This is a genomic window from Dyadobacter sp. CY351 (assembly GCF_021502625.1).
In the GTDB taxonomy this organism is placed as follows: Bacteria; Bacteroidota; Bacteroidia; order Cytophagales; family Spirosomataceae; genus Dyadobacter; species Dyadobacter chenhuakuii.
In genome coordinates this window covers 28054-46238 of the sequence record NZ_JAKFFU010000012.1, presented here as the reverse complement: position 1 = coordinate 46238, position 18185 = coordinate 28054, and the positions used below count along the sequence as shown (strand labels likewise).

The 18185-nt window shown below is 45.6% G+C and carries 19 protein-coding genes; 14 read left to right on the top strand and 5 right to left on the bottom strand.

The features are described 5' to 3' along the window. Nucleotides 1-22: 22 nt before the first annotated feature. Complete coding sequence (locus L0660_RS20795; RefSeq protein ID WP_026629510.1) at nt 23-751, bottom strand: ABC transporter permease; 729 nt, start codon at nt 749-751, stop codon at nt 23-25. Between the two features lie 62 nt (nt 752-813). On the opposite strand from L0660_RS20795, the gene L0660_RS20790 reads away from it, so the two are divergent. The 3 genes from L0660_RS20790 to L0660_RS20780 all read left to right on the top strand — a co-directional run bounded on the left by L0660_RS20790 (nt 814) and on the right by L0660_RS20780 (nt 4630). Continuing rightward, complete coding sequence (locus L0660_RS20790) at nt 814-1524, top strand: SDR family oxidoreductase (protein WP_235161174.1); 711 nt, start codon at nt 814-816, stop codon at nt 1522-1524. 73 nt (nt 1525-1597) lie between these two features. Then, entirely contained in the window at nt 1598-2506 is a 909-nt protein-coding gene (locus L0660_RS20785; RefSeq protein ID WP_233794760.1) for an ROK family protein, read from the top strand. A 129-nt stretch (nt 2507-2635) separates the two neighbouring features. After that, a complete protein-coding gene (locus L0660_RS20780; RefSeq protein ID WP_235161173.1) occupies nt 2636-4630 on the top strand; it encodes a T9SS type A sorting domain-containing protein in 1995 nt (664 codons plus the stop codon). Nucleotides 4631-4663: 33 nt separating this feature from the next. Here the strand turns inward: L0660_RS20780 and murB are convergent, their stop codons facing one another. Continuing rightward, complete coding sequence (gene murB, locus L0660_RS20775; RefSeq protein WP_235161172.1) at nt 4664-5680, bottom strand: UDP-N-acetylmuramate dehydrogenase; 1017 nt, start codon at nt 5678-5680, stop codon at nt 4664-4666. Nucleotides 5681-5735: 55 nt separating this feature from the next. Between murB and L0660_RS20770 the strand changes: the two genes are divergently transcribed. Both L0660_RS20770 and gmd read left to right on the top strand, forming a co-directional pair. Beyond that, on the top strand, nt 5736-6362 hold the full coding sequence (locus L0660_RS20770; protein WP_235161171.1) for an SPOR domain-containing protein: 627 nt from the start codon (nt 5736-5738) through the stop codon (nt 6360-6362). Between the two features lie 61 nt (nt 6363-6423). Continuing rightward, nucleotides 6424-7536 (top strand): GDP-mannose 4,6-dehydratase, encoded by a 1113-nt coding sequence (gene gmd / locus L0660_RS20765; protein ID WP_235161170.1) that lies wholly within the window; start codon nt 6424-6426, stop codon nt 7534-7536. Nucleotides 7537-7625: 89 nt separating this feature from the next. On the opposite strand, the gene L0660_RS20760 is transcribed toward gmd, so the two are convergent. Beyond that, nucleotides 7626-8111, bottom strand: coding sequence for a thioredoxin fold domain-containing protein (locus L0660_RS20760; protein WP_235161169.1), 486 nt, complete (start codon nt 8109-8111; stop codon nt 7626-7628). A gap of 154 nt (nt 8112-8265) precedes the next feature. On the opposite strand from L0660_RS20760, the gene yihA reads away from it, so the two are divergent. From yihA to L0660_RS20735, 5 genes are all read left to right on the top strand, one after another. Beyond that, nucleotides 8266-8874, top strand: a complete 609-nt coding sequence (yihA, locus tag L0660_RS20755; protein WP_235161168.1) for a ribosome biogenesis GTP-binding protein YihA/YsxC — start codon at nt 8266-8268, stop codon at nt 8872-8874. A gap of 107 nt (nt 8875-8981) precedes the next feature. Continuing rightward, nucleotides 8982-9506: a DUF5606 domain-containing protein gene (locus L0660_RS20750; RefSeq protein WP_026629519.1), complete on the top strand. Its 525-nt coding sequence runs from the start codon at nt 8982-8984 to the stop codon at nt 9504-9506. 78 nt (nt 9507-9584) lie between these two features. Then, on the top strand, nt 9585-10241 hold the full coding sequence (gene deoC, locus L0660_RS20745) for a deoxyribose-phosphate aldolase (RefSeq protein WP_235161167.1): 657 nt from the start codon (nt 9585-9587) through the stop codon (nt 10239-10241). Beyond that, nucleotides 10238-11395 (top strand): glycosyltransferase, encoded by a 1158-nt coding sequence (locus tag L0660_RS20740; RefSeq protein WP_235161166.1) that lies wholly within the window; start codon nt 10238-10240, stop codon nt 11393-11395. The genes deoC and L0660_RS20740 overlap by 4 nt, the downstream gene beginning before the upstream one ends. 111 nt (nt 11396-11506) lie before the next feature. After that, nucleotides 11507-12451, top strand: coding sequence for a 3-oxoacyl-ACP synthase III family protein (locus L0660_RS20735; RefSeq protein WP_026629522.1), 945 nt, complete (start codon nt 11507-11509; stop codon nt 12449-12451). A gap of 67 nt (nt 12452-12518) precedes the next feature. On the opposite strand, the gene L0660_RS20730 is transcribed toward L0660_RS20735, so the two are convergent. Next, nucleotides 12519-14513 carry a M1 family metallopeptidase gene (locus L0660_RS20730; protein ID WP_235161165.1) on the bottom strand — a complete coding sequence of 665 codons (1995 nt, stop codon included), beginning with the start codon at nt 14511-14513 and terminating at the stop codon, nt 12519-12521. A gap of 137 nt (nt 14514-14650) precedes the next feature. On the opposite strand from L0660_RS20730, the gene meaB reads away from it, so the two are divergent. Together meaB and L0660_RS20720 are read left to right on the top strand one after the other, a co-directional pair. Then, a complete protein-coding gene (gene meaB, locus L0660_RS20725) occupies nt 14651-15643 on the top strand; it encodes a methylmalonyl Co-A mutase-associated GTPase MeaB (protein WP_235161164.1) in 993 nt (330 codons plus the stop codon). Between the two features lie 84 nt (nt 15644-15727). Then, on the top strand, nt 15728-16210 hold the full coding sequence (locus tag L0660_RS20720; protein ID WP_235161163.1) for a lipocalin family protein: 483 nt from the start codon (nt 15728-15730) through the stop codon (nt 16208-16210). A 51-nt stretch (nt 16211-16261) separates the two neighbouring features. Here L0660_RS20720 and L0660_RS20715 read toward each other — a convergent pair whose 3' ends face one another. Next, nucleotides 16262-16696: a DUF4440 domain-containing protein gene (locus L0660_RS20715; protein ID WP_235161162.1), complete on the bottom strand. Its 435-nt coding sequence runs from the start codon at nt 16694-16696 to the stop codon at nt 16262-16264. Between the two features lie 225 nt (nt 16697-16921). On the opposite strand from L0660_RS20715, the gene L0660_RS20710 reads away from it, so the two are divergent. Both L0660_RS20710 and L0660_RS20705 read left to right on the top strand, forming a co-directional pair. Continuing rightward, nucleotides 16922-17800: a diacylglycerol kinase family protein gene (locus tag L0660_RS20710; RefSeq protein ID WP_235161161.1), complete on the top strand. Its 879-nt coding sequence runs from the start codon at nt 16922-16924 to the stop codon at nt 17798-17800. Further along, the gene (locus tag L0660_RS20705; protein ID WP_233794746.1) at nt 17800-18135 is read left to right on the top strand and encodes a translation initiation factor; all 336 of its coding nucleotides are present in this window, start codon (nt 17800-17802) and stop codon (nt 18133-18135) included. The genes L0660_RS20710 and L0660_RS20705 overlap by 1 nt, the downstream gene beginning before the upstream one ends. The last annotated feature ends 50 nt before the right edge of the window (nt 18136-18185 follow it).

Sequence of the window (18185 nt, the reverse complement as noted above, 5' to 3'; positions counted from 1 at the left end):
TTAATTCATGGCTAATGCGCTTTTACAATAAAAGCTGGGCTAAAAGATAATCGGCCACCAGGATCGAAATACAGCTGTTGGTCACGGCTTCTGTGCTCGACTTTCCTACTTCCAATGCGCCGCCTGTTGTGAAAAACCCCTTAAAAGAAGATATTGTTGCAATCAGGAAGCCAAAAACAAAAGGTTTTATACACATGAAGAAAATGTTGTACGGCACAAACGAATCCCTGATCCCGTATAAATAATCCCGCTCGGTAATAACGCCTGTTAATGTGCCGGCCAGGTAACCGCCCAAAATCCCCAAAAATGCAGAAAAAATAACCAGCATAGGGAAAGTCAGCATGGCTGCCACGACCTTGGGCAAAACGAGATAAGACGATGAATTGATCCCCATCACTTCCAGGGCGTCAATCTGCTCGGTAATGCGCATGGTGCCGAGCTCGCTGGCAATGTTGGAACCGACCTTACCGGCAAGCACAATGCAAGTGATCGTAGGCGCGAGTTCAAGAATTTCCATGTCCCGCACGATGAGCGCAACGGTTGAAATGGGAATGATAGGACTAACGAGGTTATAGGCCGTTTGAATGCAGGAAACGGCGCCAATGAACGTGGAAACAATGGCAACAATGAATATAGAGCTCACTCCTATCCCCACACATTCCTCCATGAGCCGCCGCCAGTACACCGATAGTTTTTCACCCTTTCCGAATAGTGTTCCTAAAAAAATGAAGTATTTCCCGATTACAGACATGATATCTTAATTGTATTCAATATTTTCGGGAAAATTAGGCAAAAAAAGAAGCAATCAGAAAAATGAATCCAATAGCGGTTATCACCGGAGGGACGAAAGGGATCGGAAAAGCGTGCGTTGAGCGGTTTTTGGAAGAGGGGTTTGATGTAATTACCTGTGCAAGAAACGCTAGCGACCTGCAAGCGCTGGAAAAGGAAATGAGCGACCGGTTCGGCAGCGCAAAATTATATTGCCAAACTTCGGACCTCTCCGTAAAAGATGACCTTCTTGCATTTATAGATTTTATTGTTTCAAAAACCAGATTTGTAACGGTCCTGATCAACAACACAGGCACATTTATTCCAGGCCAGATCCACAACGAAACGGAGGGGACATTGGAAAAAACAATGGAGACAAATCTTTACAGCGCCTATCACCTTACCCGCGGAATCCTTCCGGGAATGATTGAAAATCAGAAAGGACATATTTTCACCATGTGCTCCACAGCCAGCATTATGGCCTATCCCAATGGCGGCTCCTATTGTATTTCAAAATTTGCGCTTTACGGAATGACCAAAGTATTGCGGGAAGAGATGAAGCCGCATCAGATAAAAGTAACCGCCGTTTTGCCGGGAGCAACTTATACGGACAGCTGGAAAGGCTCAGGCCTGCCCGAAGAGCGGTTTATGGAGTCCAAAGACATTGCGGATACGATTTGGGCGGCGTATACACTGTCGCCGAGAGCGGTTATGGAAGAGATATTGATCAGGCCGCAGCTGGGAGATTTAGATTGATTGATGTACAATAGAGCAATTTTACTAAATTGCCGCATTTTTAAAATTATTTATTAAACCCATATTTCATTTCATGGAACAATACCTCGGTATAGACGTGGGCGGTACTAACGTAAAAATGGGGATCGTTGACGCTACGGATGGCAGAATTTCAAATTTTTACAGTCACGATACCGCCAGCTGGCGCAGTTCAGGGCATTTTATCGAACGTTTAGGTGATGCAATAGCGCTCCAGCTTGTTGAATATCCCGAGGTTAAAAGAGTAGGAATCGGCGTTCCGGGGCTCACAACCCGCGACAGAACTACATTAATTGAGATCACGGCCATTCCTGAGATCGATGGAATCGCCATTGTCCCCGATTTGAAAGCCCGCTTTCCTGAACACGATTTTTATCTTGAAAATGACGCTAATGCTGCTGCATTGGGCGAATATTACTTTGGAGAAGACAAGCTTCCCGAAGACTATATTTTTGTAACATTAGGCACAGGCATTGGCGGTGCGGCCATTATTGACAAGAAAGTTTTCAAAGGCGGCGGCGGAAATGCCATGGAGCCAGGCCACGTGCCTTCCAAAAACGGTAAGGTGCTGGAAAGGAACATTGGTAAAAAAGAGCTTCTGGACCTTGCAATCACCATGCGTGCCAATTACACCGGTCAAACACAACTTCCATCCGACGGGACCATTTCCACAACCGGACTTGTTGCTGCTGCTTCCAAAGGCGACGAGCTTGCCAAGCAAGTGTTCCAGGAAATGGGTTATCTGCTGGGCGAAGGGCTGGTTTCGATGGTCCGCATTCTGGACATTACGACGATTCTGATCGGGGGTGGGATTTCTGCTTCGTTTGAATACATTCTGCCCGCCATTAACGAGCGTTTTGAATACTGGTTAACGCCTTATTACCTGAAAACGATTATCATAAAGAGAGCCACATTGGCGAACGACGCAGGTCTGCTCGGCGCGGCTTCTTTGTGTTTTGATTAATCTTTATATTTTTTGATTAAATAGAATCATACGCTTCTCGCTGAACAGTCCTTACTAGTCAATGATTGTTCAGCGATTTTTTGTATTTTAGGATATGGTTCGGGCCGCTGGTAAACGCAAACTTATTGCATGAAAAAATTTATACTTCTGGTTTTCATATCATTTGTAGGAGCCTTTATTTCTAATGTTCATGCGCAGCAATCCGGCATTGCCATCCTGGACAAATCTCCGGCGAATATGCAGCTGTTTGCAAGGGACAGCACCGGAATGGCTAATGTGGAGTTTTTAGGAAGGGTCCAGACGGCCGGATACGCTTACATTTCCGTGGTGCAAACCAGGAATAAAACGCCAAATGCTTACCAGCGGAAAAACCTAGAATACAACGGCTCACAAGCTCCTTTCAACTTCACATTCAGGATCAAGGCAGAGCTTGCTGAATATGGATATGAAGTTTACGCCTGCAAATCCAAGTCCGATTCCACACTTATTTCGAAAAGCGATAATGTTGTGGCTGGTGATTTCTATCTCATTTACGGACAGTCGAATGCGGTTGCCTGGGAAGTTGACTATGCTTACCGGAACGAATATGCCCGGACATACGGATCATCAGGAGGCGCGGCCGAATGGGGACTTGCTAATGCCATAGGTCAGCGCGTGGGCATATTTGGAATTGAATTCCAAAGAGTCATAGCGGAAAGATATCAGGTTCCGACCTGCATTCTTAATGGTGCCGCCGCCGGCGCTTCCCTGATTGACCTGACAGACAGATCCAGTTTTTACGGCTTTTTGCTCAATGCTGCCAAAACAACAGGGTTGCTGCCCTCATTGAGAGCGATATTTTTCTGGCAGGGTGAAACAGAATCTTCTTCCAATGATCCTTTAACCTGGGCGCCACGTTTCGATAAACTCGTGCAAATGTGGAAGGAAGATTATCCAATGGTTGAAAAGATCTACGTTTTCCAGCTTCCCCTTTTTGGTGGTGGGGCTTATGACGACCGGATTGGCGTTGTACGCGAGCAGCAAAGAACATTGGACCGGAAATATCCGATTATCCAACCCTATGCAGCATTGGGTGCCACAGGATGGAACGGGTTTCATTATGGGTTGGAGGGTTATCTGCAACTGGGCAGGGACCTGGCGGATCTGGCGGGTTATAACCACTATGGCGAAAAAGAAAAAATCTCTTCTCCCAGCTTGCAAAAAGCATTCTATTCTACGCCCGAAAAGGATGAAATAACAATGGTATTCGAGGATTATCAGCAAATGGTTTATCCCAAAGACACCGTAGCTGTTAACATTGAAGGAAGCCTGGAACCAACTTCGGTCTTTTCAGTAAAAGACTTTTTCTACCTGAATGCAGAATGGAAAAAACTTGCTTCGGGCCGGGCTGAGGCTAATAAGATCATTGTCAAGCTGAAAGAGGTTGGTAATGATTCCACGATCAAATATTTGCCTTCAAAATACCATTATTCGGGGCTTTTGAGTGCTGCCTGGGTTTATATAGGGCCGTTTTTAAAGAATACGAAAGGATTGCGCGCCTTCGCTTTCCATCACAACAAGATTTTCCCGTATACAAACCTGGGCACCATAGCCCTTGCCGCTGCCGAAAAGGACAAACAAGTGGTGCTGAGCTGGAACAAATTACCAAATGTTACCGGCTATCTGCTGGAACGTTTGGAAGCCAATGACACGCTGGCCTCCCACGAAACGATGCGCTTCCCCGCAAGTCAGCTCGAATATACGGACCCGTCCGCAAAAAAAGGCGTTACCTATATATACCGGATCAGAGGTTACACCGACCAGTCTGAATCAAAGCTCGCCTCCACAACAATCACCAAGCAGGGAGAGGACATTGACGTTGTACTGGGCGAGGAGCCGGTTCAGGAACTGAGCATTAATGTGTATCCGAACCCTGTTACGGACGTAATCAACATTGCCTCAACTACTTCTGCTATCAGTCTGGTGGAATTGTATACCGTGAATGGTATGAAGGTGAAAAATGTTTCCTACGAGAACAAGGATTGGGCAACGATCTCGGTGAATGATCTCAGCAGCGGGCAGTACATTCTCCGGGTTCATTATGGTGATAAAATCAGCACCCGTAAAATGGTCCTTGTGCGGTAAGCGAAGGTTTGTTTTGAAATGAATTTCTCCGAACTAAATGAAATTTACTTCCGGCGATAAGCGAATGCCGTATTTGGCTTCCACAGAATCCTGAATGGTGCCTGCCAGCGCACGAATTTCGTTGCCATTGCCGCCGCCGTAATTCACGAGCACCAATGCTTGTTTATGGTGCACGCCAATCGCACCCTGGCGATATCCTTTCCAACCAGCTTGTTCAATGAGCCAGCCGGCAGGTACTTTTACCATTGTCTCACTTATAACATAACCCGGCATTTCGGGGAAGATGTTTTTGAGCGAATTGTATTGTTCCGATGGGATTTCCGGATTTTTGAAGAAGCTGCCGGCGTTCCCGATTTGAGCAGGATCCGGCAGTTTACTGCGTCGTATGGCAATCACAGCCTGGCTGACGTCCTGGATCGTGGGGCTTGTCACATTCATTTCCAGCAATGTTTTCTGAACATCACCGTAACCAATGTTCAACACAGGTTTTTTGTCCAAAACGAATGTTACCCCCGTTACCACATATTGATTTTTGAGCGCTTTTTTAAAAACACTTTCCCGGTAACCAAACTCACATTCTTCCTTCGAGAAAATCCTTTTCATACCGCTTTCAATGGAAACTGCCTCCACAGATTCAACCACATCCTTGATTTCCACCCCATAAGCACCGATATTTTGCATAGGCGCCGCCCCTACTGTGCCGGGAATAAGTGACAGATTTTCCACGCCTCCGAAGTTGTGCGAGACACAATGCATTACGAACTCATGCCAACCTTCCCCCGCGCCTGCTTTCAGCCACACATGGTCCTCATCTTCCTTTATTTTCTCAATTCCTTTAATGACAGGATGAATTACCAATGCATTGACATTCTGCGTGAAAAGCACGTTGCTTCCGCCGCCGAGAATAAATTTAGGCTTTTGCTGCCATACGGGATCGAGCAATATTTCAGTTAGTTCTTCAACCGAACTTACTTCGGCGAAAAAGGAAGCCGTGGATTCGAGGCCGAAAGTATTGAAATTGCGAAGCGAAAAGTTTGATTGGATTTGCATTGAACTAATAAATAAGTCCGGGTAAAGTTAGCTATTAGATTCAAAATAGCATGTTATGGTGATTCATCCATTTTTGATTAAGTTTGCAGGCTCAGTAATAACGGCTAAGGATATGATGCTGAAAAAGAATTTTTTATGGGCGATTCAGCTCTTCATTATCATCCTTTCGGGTTGCAGCAAAAAGACTGTTGTCAGCTCTTCCAGCTCGGAATACAGGGAAGATCTGTCGTCGGTAAGGCCTCGTTTCGAGTATGTTGAACCGTCAGTTACTCCAAAAGCAACACCGGTAACCACACCCAAAGCCAGTACGGCGCCAAAGCCGGATGTCGACAAGCCATTGTATGTCAACAAGCGATTGGAAACGGTGCTGGACACGCTGGCAAAGCACAACAAGTCCATCCGTTATGTAAACGGATTTCGGATCCAGATGTATGTGGGTAATGTGAGACAAGAGGCGGACGACGCCAAAAGTTATGTATATCAGGCTTTTCCGGACCTTATCCCGTATGTTTCTTACACACAGCCGACATATCGCGTGAAAGTGGGCGATTTCATGTATCGTGCAGACGCAGAGCAATATCTGGAACTGATCAGGGAACGATATTCTTCCGCAGTAATCCTGTCCGACCGCGTGGATATCAAACGAAGCCTGATGATTAACCCTACTGCCGAGAGCAACTAGGATCAATATTTTCAATTTTTAGCAGGATATTATTTTATCCACTTATACATACCCATAGATAATGAAAATAGCCTTAATTACCGGTATTACCGGGCAGGATGGTGCTTATTTAGCTGAGCTTCTTTTGAGCAAGGGATATGAAGTGCACGGGATCAAGCGTCGCAGCTCACTATTCAATACGCAGCGGATCGACCATATTTACGAAGATCCGCACGAGAAAAATATAAGGTTCAAACTGCATTACGGCGACCTGAGCGACTCCACCAACATTATCCGGATCATCCAGGAAGTACAGCCTGACGAAATATATAACCTGGGCGCAATGTCCCACGTGCAGGTGAGCTTCGAAGAGCCCGAGTACACTGCCAATGTAGACGGAATAGGCACATTGCGCATCCTGGAAGCGGTTCGTCTTTTGGGTTTGACTAAAAAAACAAAAATTTATCAGGCCTCTACATCGGAACTTTACGGTTTGGTGCAGCAGGTTCCTCAGTCTGAGACGACGCCATTTTATCCGCGCTCGCCTTACGCGGTTGCAAAGCTTTATGGTTATTGGATCACGGTCAACTACCGCGAAGCTTACGACATGTTTGCGGTGAACGGGATTCTTTTCAACCATGAATCACCATTAAGGGGCGAAACTTTCGTAACCCGCAAGATCACCCGCGCAGTGGCACGCATTGCTTTGGGATTGCAGGATAAAGTTTACCTGGGTAACCTGGACGCGCAGCGCGACTGGGGCCATGCGAAAGATTTCGTGGAAGCAATGTGGCTGATCCTCCAGCAGGAAGTTGCAGAGGATTTCGTGATCGCAACAGGAATCACAACGCGCATTCGTGATTTCGTGAGAATGGCCTTTGCAGAAGTTGGCATCGAGCTTGAATTCAGCGGGGAAGGTGCCGCCGAGATCGCTAAGGTGACAAAATGCAACAACTCTGACTTCCAGATTGAGATTGGAAAAGAAGTTGTAGCCGTTGATCCAAGATATTTCCGCCCGACGGAAGTTGAGCTTTTGATCGGTGATCCTACCAAATCAATGACAAAACTGGGCTGGAAACCAAAATATGATTTGAAAGCATTGGTTAATGATATGGTAACAGCCGACCTCCTGCTCTTCAAGAAAGACAGGCTCCTGGAAAGCAGCGGACACCGCGTTCCTAATTATTACGAATAAAATTAAGCCTTGTTTTTGATAGCATTGCTATAAGATAAAACCCCCGAAGGACATCCTCCGGGGGTTTTATCTTATAGCAATGTTCAGGATCAGATCGCCTTAGGAGACTTTTTCTGAACAGATTTTCCAAGATCAATTAGTTTCTCAGGAGTTTGATACCCGATCACCTGCTTAATGACTTTTCCTTTTGCATCAATAAAAAACAATGTAGGATAAGCTTCTAACGGGTATTTGCTGGCCAGTTTCAAGCCTTCACCGCTTTCCATATCATATTTTACATTGATAAAATCTTTATTAAAAACAGCTGCAACATCGTCGCGTGTGAAGACATTCTTTTGCATCATTTTGCATGGGCCGCACCAGGTGGTGTAAGCGTCGAAGAATATGATTTTGTTCTCAGCTTTGGCTTTTTTCAGGATTTCAGCCCATTTGGCTTCTGTAAACTGGATCCCTTTTTCCTCCGCCTTTACTTCCTTGCCATTCTTATCCGCTTTATTTGCTTCTGCCGCAATAGTAACTGCAAATGTCATAGTCACGATGGCAACGAGAAGAGACAATTTTTTAAGACCTTTCATCTTTTGATTTAGTTATGGTTTCAATTCCTCTTAAACGAAAATACCCTATTGTTTTATTTTATCCAATTATCCTCCCGCGAACATGCCACCAGGACATTTGAGGTTGGTAAAAAAAGAAAAAGTAACTTCGCATTAATATTAACGTCAAAAAAGCATGAAAGTTCAGGAAGCAAGATACGTAATGAGCAATTCGGATTATGAGAAATGTCCTGATCCCGTTTTGCCCGAATATGCTTTCATAGGGCGCTCAAATGTTGGAAAATCCTCGCTTATTAATATGCTGACCGGGAAGAAATCGCTTGCGAAAACTTCTCAGCAACCAGGTAAGACGCAGCTTATTAACCATTATTTTATCAACGAATCCTGGTATCTGGTGGATTTGCCGGGTTATGGTTATGCCAAAGTGAGCAAAGTTGAGCGTGAGAAATGGGAGAAAATGATCGGCGATTACCTGCACAACCGCCAAAATCTGATCTGCACATTCGTCCTGATCGATATCCGGCATAGCGCGCTGGCGGTGGACCTTGAATTTATGGCGGGGCTGGGCGAAGCCGGAATTCCGTTCCACATTATTTTTACAAAAGCCGACAAACTGAAACCCAACCAGGCGATAAATCAAATGGAGGCTTACAGGCAGAAACTGGCCGAAGTATGGGAAGAAGTGCCACCTACGTTCATTACATCGGCAGAAAAAAACGAAGGCCGCGACCCGATTCTGGAGGCAATAGAAACTTATAATCAGTCGTTTGAAAGGACAAAGTAAGCCAGAGGTTGTTTCGCGCTCAATCTTTCCGTTATTTTGCGCAAAATTGAGGTGGTCATCGCATTCAACATAATCATTATTAAGATATAACTAATTAGTAAGAAAGGATGAGTGAAAAAGTAGAGTCAACAGGAATGGATTTGTTGAAAGAAATAGCAAATGTTTCAGGAAAAGGCGGATTGTTCCGTATTCTTAAGCCTAGCCGTGCAGGTGTGATCGTGGAAAGCTTGGATGAGAAGCGTGAAAAAACGCTGATCGGGCCAACTGCACGTGTTTCTGTTTTGAAAGACGTTTCTATTTTTACGGACGGTGAAGAAGAATCAGCTCCATTGGCAGACGTTTTTTTGAAAATCCGTGAAGAGCATGGCGAAGAAGTGACATTGCAGCCTAAAACTGCATCTGACAAAGAACTGATCGAATTTTTGAACAAAATCCTTCCTGATTTTGACCGGTCAAAAGTTTATGTTTCAGACATTAAGAAAATCATTTCATGGTATAATTTATTGTCAAAATATACACCTGAACTGTTCGTTGCTTCCACTGAGGAACCTGGCGAAGAAGCGCAGGTAGAAGAAACTTCGGAAGTGGTTGCGGAAGACGCTCCTGAGCAGGAAAAGAAAAGCAAAAAATAATTTCGTTGTATAAATCATTGTTTGAACCCTGTCGATCCGACGGGGTTTTTACTTTTTACATTACCGCCGGCCCACCTTATGACATCGCTTTCTGCTTACATTGACCATACTTTGCTCACTGCCAATGCAAGTGAGACGGACATTCGGAAATTGTGTGAGGAGGCGTGGATACATCAGTTTAAGGCCGTTTGCGTGGCTCCTGCTTATGTGGCCTATACAACGGAAATGCTGGAATTTTGTCCTGTTAAAATAGAGATAGCCACGGTGATCGGGTTTCCTTTCGGCTATTCAACAACGGCGACCAAAGTTTTTGAAGCAACCAATGCCTTGCAAAACGGCGCTACGGAGCTGGATGTGGTGATGAACATTTCACAGTTCAAATCCATGGCGTATCTCAGTGTGCGGGAGGAACTCACCCAGATTGCGGAAATTGCACACGCGCAAAATACTATCATTAAAGTAATCATTGAAACGGCTTACCTGGATTCCTTTGATCTTTACACGGCTTGTGAAATATGTGCCGAAGCCAATGCTGATTTCGTAAAAACATCAAGCGGTTTTGCCGCGCAAGGTGCTGATGTGGAAGTGGTTAAAAAAATGCGTTCAATCCTTCCTGCACATGTCAAAATCAAGGCTTCCGGCGGGATAAAGACAAAAGGGCAGGCCATTGCCATGATTGAAGCCGGAGCCGAACGTATCGGAACCTCATCGGGTATTGCCATTGTAAGCGCATGACGAGGCGACGCGTTTTGTTGTTAAGCACCGTCCATCCGGCCACAGATCCCAGGATTGTATATAAGATCGCGCCTTCGCTTGCAAAAGAATACGAGGTGTTTTGCGCGCTGCCGCATGCCCTGCCAAATGTTGCCGGTGACGCCATCACCATGCTGTGGCTTCCTGCATTTCAGCGTCTTTACATGCGGCTGCTTTTCTCGCACACATTACTTTTATGGAAATGCCTGCGTCTGCGGCCGCAGCTCGTGCATATTTTCGTTCCGGAACTGATCCCGGTTGCGGTGTTATTCAAATGGCTGGGGGCCAATGTCATTTATGAGGTGCAGGAAAATCTTTACAAAAAGTTTAGCATCAAAACCTTCAACAACAGCTTCCTGTTCCAAAAGCTATTTCGAAACTTCGATCATTATGCCCGAAAGCATTTTGCCCTTGTCCTGACCGAAGACGCCTATTTGAACGAATATGACAAACTGACTTATCCCGCAGCCATAGTCCGCAATTACGCATTACTCTCATTTACAGATCAATACGCAACCGAAGCATTTGTTGAAAGCAAAGGTCCGGAGATCATTTACATGGGTGTCATTTCGCTGGAACGATCTTTTGATATAATTGTAACAGCTTTGGCAGCATTGAAGAAAGTTTATCCTGACTTCAAAATGCATTTATTCGGCAGCATTCGGATTTCTCAAAACGAAATTGAAAAACTGCCAGGCTATAGGGAGATTGCAGACAATCTTATTTTTCACGGATATGCCGATCAGAAGACAATGTTTCCATATGCACGCCGGGCGGTGGCCGGAATTGCATTGTTGAAGCCTGTTGCGGATTACCCGGATTCTTACACGACAAAGCTGTTTGAATATATGTCTTTAAAATTGCCGGTAATTACGTCCGATTTTCCGTTATACCAGGATGTCGTCGAACAATCGGGATGCGGTTTTTGTATTTCACCATATAACGCCCTGCTGTTGTGTGAAAAGCTGCAGTGGTTTATTGAAAATCCGGATCAAGGCAGGCAAATGGGAAGTAACGGTCGCAAATCGGTGGAAAGAATGTATAACTGGGCATCGGAAGAAAGTACATTGCTGACATTTTACAGCGCTTTGCATAGAAACCAGCATTTATTCTTCAGCGTTTACCATTTAGTATAATTTTATAAACTTATTATTGAATTGTTCAAATATTAAGTACTACGATTTCTACGAAATATTTAACTTTCGGAATTAAAAAGAATCGTAGCTTGCGAAGTCAACTTCTCAATCATGTATATTAATACAGTTAGTCATTATTTACCAAGCGAAGTTATTGGTAATGAATATTTTACAAATATCAACAATCTGTCCCACGAGTGGATTGTAGAACGCACAGGAATTTCTGAAAGACGTAAGTGTTCTCCGGAAGAAAATACTTCCACAATGGCTATGAAAGCGGTTGAGGCCTTACTTGAAAATATCCCTTACAGCAAAAACGAAATTGACCTGATTATAGGCGCTACTTATACGCCATATGACACCATCGTTACATTAGCGCATGCGGTCCAGCATCAGCTTCAAATCCCCGACATCCCGGTTGTCAGCATCTCTTCTGCATGTTCGTCGTTATTGAATGCGATCGAGATCGTAGAAGGCTATTTTGCATTAGGCAAAGCTTCCAAAGCAGTGGTGGTGGTGTCTGATCACAACACGGCTTACTATAATGAAATGGACACGGTTTCAGGGCATTTGTGGGGAGACGGCGCTTCGGCCCTGCTGATTTCAAAAGAACGCCAGACGGATTCCGACATGGAGATCAAGAAACTGATCACTGGTGGCGCTGCTACGAGCGGAAAAGCGATTGAAGCAGTTGTTTTGCGGCCTAATGATCGCGGTGTGATCATGCCTTACGGTCGGGACGTATTCCAGAATGCCTGCCAGTATATGCCAAAGGTCAGTCAGCAGGTTTTACAGGCTTGCGGACTAACGATCGACGACCTGGATTACCTGATTCCGCATCAGGCAAACCACCGCATCAGCCTTAATGTGATCAATACATTAGGCATTCCCGTGGAGAAGCTGATTTCCAACATTCAATATTTAGGAAACACAGGCTGCGCGGGTTGTGCGATAGCATTGTCGGAGAATAAGGATAAATTTAAAAAAGGCGATAACATTGTGATTACCGTTTTCGGCGGTGGCTATTCTTACGGGGCCATGCTGATTACAGTCTGATATTTATTAAAACAAAAAAATGCCCGCATTGATGAGATGCGGGCATTTTTCGTGTTTATTCAAATCCTTAATTCACTTCCGGTTCCGAGAACATGGCTGGCTTCCAGACATTGTTTTCAGGATTAATGTCAGGAAGACTGTGCTCAGGGTCAATAGTAACTGACCGGATCGGCTGCTGTGTAGCTGCCTTAAACGTCCAGCTTCCTCCGCGCTGCCAGATCTCAACCGGCAATTCGATGCGCGTTTTTTTACCGCTTATTTCTTCAATGTCGATTTTAGCCGGCATTGCCCATTGATCCAGGTTTTCAATGGTGATGAAAGAACCTTTTTGCGGGTTTTGCTCAACATAAGTTACGCCTTTGACACCTTGGTCGAGCTTATAATTTTCAAAGAACCATCCTTTCCAGAACCAGCCCAGATCCTCACCGGCTGCATCTTCCATCGTACGGAAGAAATCGTAGGGAGTCGGATGCTTGAAAGCCCAGCGCTGCACATATACTTTGAATGCATAATCGAAGCGCTCTTTGCCCAAAACCTGCTCACGCAACATTTTCAGACCAAGGGCAGGTTTGTAATAAGCTTCCCAACCCAGGTTCACCGCCTGCACTACATCCGGGATCGTCATGATCGGGTCGGCTTTCTGGCGGAAAATGATAGGCGCTAGACGCTGCATATCATTCATCTGCGCGCTTTTATACTCACCATTATTAAAATTGTCCGCGGACAGGAAGTTGATAAATGTGTTAAATCCTTCATCCATCCACGCATATTTACGCTCATTGTTACCCACGATCATCGGGAACCAGTTATGGCCAAACTCGTGGTCCGTTACGCCCCAAAGATCGTCCTTACGGCTTTTGCTGCTGCAAAAGACAATTCCCGGATACTCCATTCCGCCTACAATCCCCGCCACATTGGTTGCAACCGGGTAAGTGTATTCATGCACATAACCTGAGTAAAATTCAATGCAGCCTTTCACGTATTCCGTCGAGCGGCCCCAGCCGTCCAATCCGCCGTCTTCTGCCGGATAGACCGACTGTGCAAGGGCTGTTTTACCTTTTGGCAAGTTCATTTTTGCTGCATCCCAAACAAATGCTTTGGAAGTTGCCCAGGCAATATCACGCGCCTGCAAGCAACGGAAACGCCAGGTAAGGGTTCCCGACTGTCTCGGCCTTGACGCAGGGTTGGTAACTTCTTCTGCGCTGCGGATCATAACAGTCTGATCGCTTTTTGCCGCATCAGCCAGTCTTTTCCGTTGTTCTGCTGTAAGCACATCATTCGGGTTCAGCAATTCGCCTGATCCAACCACAATGTGGTCCCAGGGCACAGTAACATTGTATTCAAAATCACCATATTCCAGGTAAAACTCGCCTGCGCCCAGGTAGGGAAGCAAATTCCAGCCTTCAATGTCGTCAAACACCGCCACGCGTGGATACCACTGCGCCATTTCATAAACAATCCCGTTTTTCGTCTCCAATGTTCCCATCCGGTCTGAGCCGTACTCAGGGATTTTGAAAGAATAAGCGATCTTGATTTTGATCACATCACCATTCGGCTTTACAGGCGTTGCCAGCCTGATCTGCATGCGGGTATCGGTGATTTTATAAGTGGCTTCCACAAAACCGCCTTTCCCCTGCTGAATAGTAACGGCTCTAATCGAATCTCCTCCGCTGAAACCGGTGTTACCAAACCTGCCCCCGGTTACGGGAGTCGTTTTTCCCCCTCGCGATTGATCATTGAATGCATTCTGGTCCAGTTGAAGCCAGATGAATTCAAGTGATTCCGGGCTATTGTTCTTATAAGTAAGCTCAACATCGCCGCTAACCATTCCCTTTGCCTCGTCAAGCGCAACATTGATCTTGTAATCGGCACGGTTTTGCCAGTATTTCGGACCGGGAGAGCCGCTGCCCGTCCGGTATTCATTACCAGGCTGAAAATTAAATAAGGGGTGAAAAAGCACGTGTGAATCGTATTTCACTTTTTCCTGCTCTTGTGCGTGGGCGTTAAAAAATCCAAGACCTGCCATCAAGAACAAGCTCAGACGAAATATGGATATTTTCATTCTATTGATAAAATTTGAAAAATATGTGTTTGTAAACGAGCAATATACGGCTTTTCGCCTTTTTTAATATAAAAAGTTTCATTTTTGCTAACCGGTAGTTACTTTGAAATATTACCGGTTACATCGTAAAAAAGGCCATGCGCAAGCGTCTCTCCGTTGAAGACTACACAGCCGGAATCCTCGCCGGAGATCGGATCATGCTGAGCCAGGCCATTACGGTCACGGAAAGCAGGTTACCGGCAGACAAGGAACTTGCTGCTGCTATTCTGAAAGAGACGCTGCCACATTCCGGCAATGCATTTCGGATCGGGATAACGGGCGTTCCGGGCGTTGGGAAAAGCACATTTATCGAATCTTTCGGCACCTATCTGACCTCCTTAGGAAAGCGGGTGGCCGTTTTGGCAGTTGATCCCAGCAGCCAGAAGTCCCGGGGCAGCATTCTGGGCGACAAAACGCGCATGGAAAGGCTCTCTCATAATCCTCTGGCCTACATTCGCCCTTCGGCAACGGGCTTGTTTCTGGGGGGAATCGCCCGGAGCACGCGCGAGATTATGCTGCTTTGTGAAGCGGCGGGTCATGATATTATTCTGATCGAAACCGTGGGCGTTGGGCAATCTGAAACATTGGTCAAAGGCATAACGGACTTTTTCCTGCTCCTTATGCTGGCTGGTGCGGGTGATGAATTGCAGGGAATCAAAAAAGGGATCATGGAAATGGCAGATGCGATCGCCATCAACAAGGCGGATGGGGATAATGCGCAAGCGGCGGCTCTGGCGGTTTCGGCTTATCAGAATGCATTGCATTTGTTCCCAAAAGCGGATTCCGGTTTTCCCACAGAAGTGCTCACATGCTCTGCATTACAGGAAAATGGAATGGAAGCGATCTGGAAACTGATCCGGGAATTTGAGAAAACGACGAGGGCCAATGGTTTTTTTGACCAAAACAGACAAAACCAAAATCTGAATTGGATGCACGACCTTATCAGGCAATCATTGGAAAATCAGTTTTTCAGTGATGCCGCTGTAAAAGCAAAGCTGACATCATTGGAAGAGGCCGTTCGTGATGGAAGGGAACTGCCGGATTCAGCCGCGGAAGATCTGCTCAGGACATTCAGGAACGTTAAATCATAAAAACTTTACGCAAAAGCATTTTTAAAGTATGTTTGGACGTTAATCTTAGCGTTACTAAACTAAACCAACCATTACTTCCCGATTATGAAGATCTACACCGCATTAAGCAAATTAACCCTCCTGACATTCCTGCTAATGGCTTTTGTTATGACAGCCTGCAAAGACGATGAAAAAGAGCCAGATCCAGTGGAAGATACAAATCCGATAGTGGGAAGATGGCAATTAACAGCTGTAACACCTGAAACTCCCGGAACGACGATTCCGGCATTGGCATTTATCCAAACTGCTGCCCCTTGTTTCCTGGAATTGAAACTGACTTTTAATCCCAATAACACTGTCACCGCCGCAGATTGCCCTACGGCCGTTTCTGCAATTGATCCTTTTGTTCCCGTTGGAACTGATGCTAAATGGAAAGTAGCCGGTGACAAACTAACATTAAGCAGAGGCACAACCAGCCAGGAATTTAAGATCACACAAACGGCTACGAACCTTACAGTTGTCGTTAACACGCAGTCAGATGCAACCAAGCCGGCTGTTAATGCGCTGCTGATCTTCAAAAGACTTTAATATCATTCCAATTCTTACTATTGCCCTGGCTTAAAAGCCAGGGCAATTTTTTTATCCGCTGGTGTGGTCGCATACTACAAGCCATTTGCCATTGATCTTTTTCCAGAGTAATGTGTAATGTCCTTCGATGTCGCCTTTTTCGGGCCGGGTTAGGTGGAACTTCCCAACCAGAAATGCCACGTCCTTGCCTGGAAATGTGAGGTTCAGGTAAGTAAATTTTAATGTTCCCATCGTCGCACGATCCGGGTAGCGCTTCAAATAACCTTCGTGCGTGGCTTTGTAGCCATAAGTTATGCCGGCCTTTCCAACGAACATCAGCGAGTCCGATTCCCAGTAACCGTTCATGAACGAATCAATGTCGCCGCGGTTCCAGTCGGCCATCTGGCGGTTCATGGTTCCGTAAATGGTTTCCTTGTCTTTCGAAGTCTGTGCTTTTGCAAACATTGAAATCGTGATCAGGATGAGGGTGAAGAGCCGGTTTCTCATAATTTTTGCGGATTTTTGTAAATCGTTTCCTGATTTTAAATATACACGAAAGAAACAAGGGAAGCGTTTGCAAGACAAAAAATCCAAATCAGAAATATCAGAATGAGTAAGTTTGACGATATATTTAAAAAGCTTGACCGTCAGAAATATCCGTTTATCGATGGGCTTTATTACTTATTCATTGTCGTTTTTCTGCTCATTTTGTTCCTATTCTTCGCCTGACCTGTGAACAAGCCTTCCTATCTGTTTATTCTGAATCCCAACTCCGGCACTTCGATTGGCAAGAACGCCGGTGAGGTGAAACGGGCTATTGAAACTTTTGCGCAAAAAAACGGAGCGGAGGCTAAAATACTTTTTACAGAAGAAAGGGCGCATGCAACAACATTAGTAAAAGAAAACCTGGGTTTACAGCCCTGGAACGCCATTGTTGCCGTAGGAGGCGATGGGACTGTGAATGAAATTGCGCAGCCGCTTGTGCATACGGAGCAGCCGATCGGTATCATTCCACTTGGCTCGGGCAATGGCCTCGCGCGTCACCTGGGCATTCCGCTTACATTGGAAGCTTCTCTTAAAAGACTTTTTGAGAATAAAATAATCACCATCGACAGTGCGCAAATTAATCAAATTCCCTTTTTCTGCACCGCCGGAATGGGTTTTGACGCTTATGTAGGACATTTGTTCAGCCAGCAGCACCAGCGTGGACTGTCTACATACATTAATGTTTCGTTTCAGTCGTATTGGAGTTATAAGCCCCAGAGTTTCCGGTTGAATGGTGTGGAGACCCATGCTTTTTCCCTGTCATTTGCCAATGCAGGTCAGTTTGGAAATAATGCCTGGGTCGCTCCTCAGGCCAGTTTGCAGGACGGTTTACTCGACATTTGCACCATTAAGCCATTCCCGAAATGGTATGGTACATCCCTGGCATATCAGCTTTTTACCAAACAAATGAAGGCTTCGCGTTACATTGATTACGCACATATGACTGAGGCTGTGGTAGAGACGGATGTGCCGCCAATGATACATTACGACGGAGAGCCGTTTCAGCTTGATACAACGAGAATTGAAGTTAAAATTAAACCGCAGAGCCTGCGAGTAATTGTCTGATGTCAAAAAAGAACCGCACAGGAGTCATATATTCCACAAACCCTGACTTCGAATACAATGATTCCGGAGCCGACGAACCGGATACATTACCCGCTGCACAGCAGGACCTGAGGATCTGGCTGGATCGCAAAGGCGGCGGAAAAGTAATTACGATTATAAAAGGATTCATCGGCACCAATGCCGACATGGAAGCCTTGGGCAAACAACTAAAAGCCCTTTGCGGAAGCGGCGGAACTGTCAAAGACCAGGAAGTCCAGATCCAGGGCGATCACCGCGATAAGGTGATCAACTGGCTGGTTGGGAAGGGTTATAAAGCTAAGAAAGCGGGAGGGTGACCCCTCAATCCCCTGAAGGGGACTTTCTCATCTCGTATGTAAAGTCCCCT